An 8,087-nucleotide genomic window follows, 5' to 3' on the forward strand; every position below is an offset into this window, starting at 1 on the left:
TACGTATTGCTAAGGTTAATACATGCTCCTGTTGTTAGGGAGGCAGCACCTAATTAACTCATTGTTTTACAGATTTCACATTCAATAAAGTTTAATTAATGGAAAAGATAAAGTCCAGCATTAAACTGGACTTTATCTAATATTCTAATCGATTCCGTTCGGACTGATCATCTAAATGTTTGGCATCCTGTTGTTATTGACTTCGGTTTTCTAATCCTATTTGATTAGTGATAGCATTGCGTATTATTTCTTTGGAGTTTTCGATTTTTTAAATGAAAAGGAACTTTCGAACTTCTCATTTAATACGATATAGGCATTGAACTTTTTCCCAGCTTTGCTTTGCATTCCTTTGATTAGAGAAGTAGTGCCTGAGCTCAGAAGACTTTCAATATCTGGAATACTTACCTCTACACCGCACACGTTCCGGAACTGTAACCAGCTACATGCTTCATCTGGACATTTAACAATTTTGTCCCTGATCATTAAATGCTGCTTTTTGCATTTTGGACAAATAAGATCAGGCAGATTGATTTTTGCGATGGGAGTCTGCAGCATTTCATGAGTGATCGTCGTTGCATATGTTTCTATTTTCTTTTGGAAAGTTCCCGCATCAGCTTGATTATTCTCGATTTTATGTAATGCTATTTCCCACTCAGCAGTCATTGATACATCGGCAATCTTTTTATCTTTTACCAGTTCGTACACCTGCAATCCTTTTTCGGTGGGTATAAGGCATTTCTTTTCCCTTTTGATATAATTACGGGCAAAGAGGGTCTCCATAATAGCAGCTCTTGTGGCAGGGGTACCAATGCCTATGCTTTGTATTGCTCTGCGCTCTTCTTTGTTTTCGATTTGCTTTCCGGCGGTTTCCATTGCCGATAAAAGACCTGCTTCGGTATAGAGTACAGGTGGCCTAGTCTTGTTTTCCAAAATAATGGCATTTTTTATTTTGAGTTCATTATCCTTTTTTAGTTCCGGTAATTCCTGTAAAGGCTCGGTAGTATCATCGGAGAAACTTCCTTTGATAAGACGCCAGCCCGATTCTAGTATTTTGCAGCCTTTCGAGCAAAATCATGATGCAGCGCCTGTAATGTAATATCAGTTATCTCTTTGGTACAGGCCCCGGAAATTGCTTCAAGTAGTCGAAGTGCTATCATATTGTAAATGGCATTTTCTTTTGCCGATAATGCCGAGGGAATTTTCTCTGTAATTAACAGACCGTGATGATCAGTAACACGCAGGTCATTAACGATTCGTTTATTAAAACACCCCCATTTCACATTGGCTGCGGCTTGTTTCCAGGTCCTCGTATTCTGCAAAACCCTTACTAGGTTAGGTATTTCTCTCCAGATATCTTCAGCAACGTATTTGCTTCCGGTACCTGGATAAGTAATAAATTTCTTTTCATAGAGGCTTTGGGCAATGTTAAGAGTTTCTTGAGCCGAAAAGTTTAGTTTTTTGTTCGCTTCTTTCTGCAAGCCTGTAAGGTCAAACAGTAAAGGAGGTTCTTCTGTAAGCTTTTTGGTTTCTACAGATGTACAATAACAGTATTCCCGTTTCTTTCGATGGACTTCAAGGCAATTTCTGCTTCCTTTTTGTTGTACCATTTGTTTTTGGAAAGACTTTTAAAGGAAATGAATTCTTTGGTATGGGTTAACTGTATTTGCCAGTATGGCTGGATAGGAAAGTTTTTGTTTTCTAGATATCGTTTGCATATCAGTGCTAGTGTGGGGGTCTGTACTCTTCCCAGTGAATAAACACCCTCGCCTGCGGCAATAGAGAGGGCCTGTGAAGCATTGATGCCTATGAGCCAGTCGGCGCGGCTTCTGGCTTGTGCGGCCAGATATAATCCGTTAAATTCGCTTCCGGGTTTCAGGTTTTCAAAGCCTTGTTTGATAGCTTTTTCGGTAAGCGAGCTTATCCATAGTCGTTCAAAGGGCTTGCTGCATTTCAGATATTCGTAAATGTAACGAAAATGAGTTCGCCTTCACGACCCGCATCGGTGGCTACGATAATCTATTGACTATGACTAAAAGGTCTTCAATGATTTTGAGTTGCTTTAATGCACTCAAATCGACAATATAAGCCATTATCTTTTTTGACTTTTCGTACAGTCAATAAAAAAGGGTCGGGTAGTATGGGAAGGGAGGCTTTCTGAAATCCAGAAATGCCGTAATCTTCCGGCATACCCAATCCAATAAATGTCCCAATGCCCAGGTAACAAAATAGCCGTTACCTGTCAGGTAGCCATCCCTTTTTCTCGGATGCTCCCAACAAGCCGGCTATTTCCCTTGCTACGCTTGGTTTTTCTGCAATTATTAGTTTTCATAAAAATTACATTTTACGTCCTTTGGATTTGGCAGGTGCTTCGGTGCTTCTTGTTATCGTGTTGATTTCTGTTGTTAGGATTGGTTTGACCGGATTTCAAGGGCTCTTTGATATTCTTGGTAGCCTCATTGGTTTTTCCTTCTGAATTGACTGCTGACTGCGTTTTATGTGCTTCAGTAGGTTTTGCTTGTTCCTTAATTTTGTCCGGGTTCTGCGAAAGAAAAATCAGTTTTATTGGTTTGCTTATTAAAGTGATATAACCATTATATTCCTTTCCTTTCTTATCAACAAGCCACTTACATAAACAGTCTGCCCATCTTTGAGCTTTTGGTATTGTGCTTTATCGAGCTCCTTTCCTCTGAAATTTTCGGGGCTTCCTGCGGTGGGTTTTGCTATTGCCCTGTGTTTATTTGTTGGTGTTGGTCTTGTCGAACAGGAATTCTACAAAACGTTTATCGGCATTGAATTGTACGTGGCATCGAACGATTCCTTTCTTAGAAATCATGCCTTCAAGGAAAGTGCTTTCCCTCGATTAAGGTTTGCTTTTGCTCTTCGTTGAGTTTTACACCTTTGATCTCGTCAGGAATTTTGATAAACTCGTGCGTAATGCTACCAGTTCATTAGTAAGCCTGTCCAGACTGATAATGGAGGGACATTATTTCGTCTGGTTTTTGGGTTAACCAGATCCACGACACGCCCCATATTACCTGTTTCGGTAAGATTATCTTTATCGGCTTGACTAAGCTATGCCCGAAGAAGGGATAATTTAAGTTAGGTCCTTTGCGGATTCCGTGAATGGCAACCACAACTTGGCCGTCCTCATTGAGTTGAAGGGATAATCGGGCGTCCATACGGGTAATGGCTGTTCCCAGGTTAAGACTTATAGGTACAAGCTCATTTGTTTTATAACCTTTGAGCATTGGGTCAAGCAGGTTCATTTTTTCAAGTTTCTCTTTACTAAGCCCAAGATGGTTCATGGTTTCCCAATCAATCTGTTCCGGTTTGTATTTGTATTCACTTGTATCCGGATTGGTCTGCGTTGTTTCCATATTATTTTTATTTTCTTGTTTATGATTATTTTGCGTTTCTTCTTTTACCTCGTATTGTTTCATTAATTGCTTGCCTTCAGGGGTTGGATTGTCTACATGTTTTTGCATTTCTTTTGCAGTATCTATAGTTAATAGTGCAGGAATTTTAAAGAATGAGAAATTGGTAGGGTTCTTCAACTGGCTGAAAAAATTAGAAAAGAAGTTGGAAAACAAATCCCCTTGTTTATCTACCCGCATAAATTGATTTTGATTTTTTTTGGTGGGATCAACAGTTTCCAGATTACCATTTTCATCAATGCCTTTTACCGCTTGAATTTTCTTTTTCTCTTTATCGAATACCAGCAGTATATCCGATAATTCTTCAGGAGATTTTAGTTTATTTACAGTTTGTTCGCTCATAGTCTGATAATTTTTAGATTCATTTCCAAAATTAAAAGATGCTATCACCAGTGAATAAGAGCTGGAATCCTTTGGCATTATTTTTCACTCGATTGCCTATGTTTTGGGTATTCTGGTATTAAAACTGTCTCGGATAAACTGGTGAACGTCCGATAACTTATAATATATTTTTCCGCTAATGGTATAGTAAGGAAGTTTACCCGAGGAGCGGTATCGCTGTAGGGAACGTGTACTTATCTTTAGCATTTGTAGAAGATCTTGATTGTCTAAAAGTTCTTCTCCATCAACATTTCCTCGCTTTTTCTCAAGTCCATTGATATGTTCACTCATAAGATCGAAACGCTCGAGTATTCGTTCCATCCAGGATAGAAATTCCATTCTGTCTATGTTCATAATCCCTTCTTTTACGTTAGTATTAATTATTAACTGTAGCTGCATCAGGCAGTTTAGTAACGCAAAGTTGATCATCAGTGGAATTTTTTATTGCCAAGGTCTACCCATGTAAAAGGGTGATTTAAGAATGTTTTAACAATTTGGATTACGAATTAAAAGTCTTGCATTTATTGACTTGAGTGGAGTTGTAATATAAATTTTCGGGTAGGATGTTAGTGTTGCCAATGGGTATCGATTAAAAGGCAGCAGAAGTTCCTTTAGAGTTCTTTTTCCATGTGTTGTTTAAGGGAGTTCTTGAGCTGATCTAAGAAAATACTTTTGCTATCGGTTCTGTCTTTCATCCGATGGTAGGCATGATGAACATCGCCGAGTTGAATCCTGAACAACAGTTGGAAGACCATGCTTATTTTTCGAATTCCAGCTTTTCCATGAGAAATACTTCCTGAGGCATGAAGTGCATAGATGAGTTCAATAAGAGCGTTTTTAGAATCTGTCCAAAAAAAATCTCTGGAACTGCCTTTGCCGTCAGGAAAAAGGATTATTTCCTCTTTATCGGGTTCTGTTTTGCTAAGAAGGTAGTTGTAAAGCAATTCGTTAGCGATGATACGGGACACTTTGTAATCGTAATAGGTGGAGAACTGTGGGTCTATTTCAAAGACAAAACTATTCACTCCCTCATGGAGGTCAATTTTTCCAAGACGGAAAAAATGGTGATCCCATTCGGTTCTGCCTGTACGATAGTAGCGGTAGAATTCGGTGTGATAAAATTGGTCCTTGAATTCCTGTTTTAATAGGTTGAGCTCAGTGGAGTAGTGCTTGTGATGCATCTTACCGCTTATGACTGGGCAGGAAGCCTCAATTCGAAAAATCTTGTTATAGTAGATGAGTTTTCCTAGTATTTGAGGTTTGACGGTTTTAAAAAATGTAATCTCTTCATTTTCATCGGAAAATCCATTTTCTAAGACATTTTTTTTTACCGTTGAAAGCAGGTTTTGAAGAACGGTAGTCATCTGGTATGATTTTTCGATTATTTGTTCAGGATCTAAGCTGAATTCCTGTTCTGCTTTACGAATAACGCGAAGGGCGTTCTCACATGTAGATCTAATCATGGCACAATAATTTAGATTTTTATGGACAAGGATAAGCGTAGACATTTCTGTCCAGAGTATGGGATGACTTTTTATTAAGAATTTAGGAGGGCCTTATTTTATCAGCGCCCATTGCTATTTTCATTCTGCAGTGTCTGCAGAACCTCCATAGCATAGTTGTCTCTTGCCTGCACATAAGCGACCTTCGGTAGTACGGTAGCTCCCAGTTTTTTCTTCTCAAATGTAGCGGATATACCGAAATCGATTCTTGGAAATTGGAGTTCGGCAGCTCTTTTTATGGTTTGGTACAGTAGCTGTCTGTACAGCTCGAAGCCTTCGCTATTCACATAGTCCATGCCGATGAGTTCAGGTACATAAGTGTGGCTTGAATTTTTGTAACAGAACATGATGCCTACGAAATGGTGTTCATCGGTATCTTTGAGCGTTAGGATTAGAAACTCCCAGTGTGGGCATGTATTCATGTTTTCAAATACTTCTTTAGAATCTTGAAAAGTATTGATGGCAAGATTGCGATCCTTGACGTTGCAGTAAAGCTGGTAAGCCCTGTCTAGTTCTGGGCTATTTAAATTTTCTTTTATTTTGACCTCATAGTATTTTCGTAGGGTAGTATTTCCTGATTGAAATGCCTGCGGGAGCGGGAGGAAAGTAAGGAACCATAATTTTCAAGTTCATGCCATTTTATATTTTGTAGGACACAGGCCTCGGGTATGTCGGTTCTGAAGTATCCTTGGTCTCAAATCATCTGGTCCCGGCGAAATCGAGGTTTAAAATCACGTAAAACAAGCATATCAGCAGCTAAGGACTCGTAGGTTTCTTCAATGGTACGCAGGAGCAATTGTATCGCTTGATCAGCTAAAGGATGGCTCTGGTTCATATAATAATGCAAGCCTTCGGTAAATAAGGATCCCATGCTGAGTACTTTTGAAGTCATGTGCAAGGGATCACTTTTTCGGACTTCTTCAAGCTGTTTGGACACCGATTCAGTAGAAAGCATATCATCCTTCCAAAGACCAAAGGTGAAAAAGGTCATTAATACGATGTTCCTGTTCTGATCACGGATGGTGTAAGTAATAGAATCCCATTTATTGGTTGGATCGGGATGATTGGAAAAGGTACGTTCTAAATACTGCATTCCCTCCCAGTCCAAGACCGTATGGTTTCCCATACAGTGGTTCCATTCTTGCTTGTCTATATTTTCGATTGTTCATATTTTCTTCTAGGTGTATTCCCTCTCTTAGGTTTTTTTCGACTGGTGTTTTTGTTATCTTGGAACTCATGTTGAACGCTTTTCTTATTTTGTCTTCATTGCTGCCTGTTTCCTCTACTGCCTTTTGGAAATGGTACTCCATTGCTTGAGACAATGCTGAGATGTCTGACAACTGGTTGTGAGCCGAAAGTGTTATTCGAATACCTTGTTTTTTATGGGAACTGCAGGATATATCCCCAAATTAAGGTAAAAGCCTTCCCTGAAAAGACGTTTCGTGAAGTTAAAGGCAGTTACTGGAGCGCCCATGGCTAGAAAGAAAACAGGAGAGTCATTCTCAGAGACAATAGGTAAACTATTTGTAGAGAGCTGATGGCTAAAGTGAGCGATTTTATCGGCAAGACAGGACTGTAGTTGTTCTATTTCTGGTGATAAATGTATGTCACAAGAGGCAATTGCTGCAGCTACCGAAGCGGGCTCTAGTTGCGCCGAGAAGGTAAGAGGACCTCCAAAGGTCTTTATCTTCTCGCGAATCTTCTCGTCGCTGGAAAAGAAAGTGGCACCACTGGCTCCGAATGTTTTGCTAAGGGTGCTGGTGACTGTTACATTCTCTGGAAGGTCACCAATAGTGTCAAAAATGAAACCTCTCCCATTTTTTCCCCTCCAGCTCATGCCATGCACATCATCAAAATAAAGATGGAATTGCGAATATTTTTTAGTAAGATTGAGAAGTTCTTGTACGGGGGCATAATCACCATACATGGAATAAACACCGTCAGCCATGTACCATATTTTACCTGTCCTGTTGCAATGAAGGCGTATTTTGTCTTCCAACATTTCAAGATTATTGTGACGTACCATCTCCACAGGTATTCCTCGTAGTTTAAGGAACTGACAGGCATTTTGGACACTCCAATGGACCTGATGATCCATGATTACGGTATCTTCGTCTCTAATGAGAGTGGGTATGACGGCCATATGACCCAGCGTACTGTTTTTAGTAATGATAGGTGGAACAGCGTACATTTTTTCAATTTTGCTTTCCAGCTCTGCATAAAGTGGATGCGAGAGATACGTTTTGGACAGAGGGAACTGGGTTCCAAAATTTTTTATGGCAGCGATAGCGTGGCCTCTTTTTAGCCGCTCATCTTGCTCGAGTCCTAGATATCCTGTGGTTCCAAAATGAAGATGTTGTTTGCCTTTGATTATAATAGTCCTTCCATTGAGGGCATCACCTTCTGCATACAGATGGAGAATTCCCTCTTTTTTTGCTCCTGAAAACACTAAGCTGACCGTATCTATGAAATTGTTGTGCTTTATTTTTGCCATTTTTATTTCTTTTGGTTAATATTGTTTTTTAACTTACTGAAAAAATACTGCTAAAATTCTTTATAAAAAATGAAAGTATTTTTGTCCTTAGCGGTTTTACTCCCGAAAAAACAAGTTAAATTCCCGATTTGACAAGAAAAAGTGCTTTTTTGCATAAAATAATCCCTAATTGACAATTAATATCCAGTCAATTGTTTATCTTTTTAGGTGCTGCCTCCCTAACAACAGGAGCATGTATTAACCTTAGCAATACGTAACTGAACCAAGAAACAGGCA

The 8,087-nt window shown here is 39.3% G+C and carries 9 protein-coding genes and 1 pseudogene; all 10 read right to left on the minus strand.

Going from position 1 to position 8,087, the window contains the following annotated elements:
* Nucleotides 1-243 precede the first annotated feature (243 nt).
* Nucleotides 244-2,319, minus strand: a pseudogene (locus tag AC1RYN_RS11600) (type IA DNA topoisomerase).
* A 415-nt stretch (nt 2,320-2,734) separates the two neighbouring features.
* Nucleotides 2,735-2,833 carry a hypothetical protein gene (locus tag AC1RYN_RS11605; protein ID WP_481807086.1) on the minus strand — a complete coding sequence of 33 codons (99 nt, stop codon included), beginning with the start codon at nt 2,831-2,833 and terminating at the stop codon, nt 2,735-2,737.
* 4 nt (nt 2,834-2,837) lie between these two features.
* On the minus strand, nt 2,838-2,936 hold the full coding sequence (locus AC1RYN_RS11610) for a DUF3945 domain-containing protein (RefSeq protein ID WP_481807093.1): 99 nt from the start codon (nt 2,934-2,936) through the stop codon (nt 2,838-2,840).
* A gap of 12 nt (nt 2,937-2,948) precedes the next feature.
* Nucleotides 2,949-3,776 carry a DUF4099 domain-containing protein gene (locus AC1RYN_RS11615; protein WP_481807087.1) on the minus strand — a complete coding sequence of 276 codons (828 nt, stop codon included), beginning with the start codon at nt 3,774-3,776 and terminating at the stop codon, nt 2,949-2,951.
* A gap of 96 nt (nt 3,777-3,872) precedes the next feature.
* The gene (locus AC1RYN_RS11620) at nt 3,873-4,169 is read right to left on the minus strand and encodes a helix-turn-helix domain-containing protein (protein WP_481807094.1); all 297 of its coding nucleotides are present in this window, start codon (nt 4,167-4,169) and stop codon (nt 3,873-3,875) included.
* A 257-nt stretch (nt 4,170-4,426) separates the two neighbouring features.
* On the minus strand, nt 4,427-5,278 hold the full coding sequence (locus tag AC1RYN_RS11625) for an RteC domain-containing protein (RefSeq protein ID WP_481807088.1): 852 nt from the start codon (nt 5,276-5,278) through the stop codon (nt 4,427-4,429).
* 101 nt (nt 5,279-5,379) lie between these two features.
* Complete coding sequence (locus tag AC1RYN_RS11630) at nt 5,380-5,739, minus strand: hypothetical protein (RefSeq protein ID WP_481807089.1); 360 nt, start codon at nt 5,737-5,739, stop codon at nt 5,380-5,382.
* A gap of 272 nt (nt 5,740-6,011) precedes the next feature.
* A complete protein-coding gene (locus tag AC1RYN_RS11635; RefSeq protein ID WP_481807090.1) occupies nt 6,012-6,410 on the minus strand; it encodes a hypothetical protein in 399 nt (132 codons plus the stop codon).
* On the minus strand, nt 6,361-6,657 hold the full coding sequence (locus AC1RYN_RS11640) for a hypothetical protein (RefSeq protein WP_481807091.1): 297 nt from the start codon (nt 6,655-6,657) through the stop codon (nt 6,361-6,363). The genes AC1RYN_RS11635 and AC1RYN_RS11640 overlap by 50 nt, the downstream gene beginning before the upstream one ends.
* 20 nt (nt 6,658-6,677) lie before the next feature.
* Nucleotides 6,678-7,811 (minus strand): aminotransferase class I/II-fold pyridoxal phosphate-dependent enzyme, encoded by a 1,134-nt coding sequence (locus AC1RYN_RS11645; protein WP_481807092.1) that lies wholly within the window; start codon nt 7,809-7,811, stop codon nt 6,678-6,680.
* Nucleotides 7,812-8,087 lie beyond the last annotated feature (276 nt).

The sequence above is a fragment of the Flavobacterium sp. TC780 genome, from assembly GCF_056783245.1.

Excerpts from the sequence above, each read along its gene's own strand:
- AC1RYN_RS11605 (WP_481807086.1), bottom strand. The coding sequence starts at position 2,833 with ATGATTTCTAAGAAAGGAATCGTTCGATGCCACGTACAATTCAATGCC.
- AC1RYN_RS11615 (WP_481807087.1), bottom strand. The coding sequence starts at position 3,776 with ATGAGCGAACAAACTGTAAATAAACTAAAATCTCCTGAAGAATTATCG.
- AC1RYN_RS11620 (WP_481807094.1), bottom strand. The coding sequence starts at position 4,169 with ATGAACATAGACAGAATGGAATTTCTATCCTGGATGGAACGAATACTC.
- AC1RYN_RS11625 (WP_481807088.1), bottom strand. The coding sequence starts at position 5,278 with ATGATTAGATCTACATGTGAGAACGCCCTTCGCGTTATTCGTAAAGCA.
- AC1RYN_RS11630 (WP_481807089.1), bottom strand. The coding sequence starts at position 5,739 with ATGAATACATGCCCACACTGGGAGTTTCTAATCCTAACGCTCAAAGAT.
- AC1RYN_RS11635 (WP_481807090.1), bottom strand. The coding sequence starts at position 6,410 with ATGCAGTATTTAGAACGTACCTTTTCCAATCATCCCGATCCAACCAAT.
- AC1RYN_RS11645 (WP_481807092.1), bottom strand. The coding sequence starts at position 7,811 with ATGGCAAAAATAAAGCACAACAATTTCATAGATACGGTCAGCTTAGTG.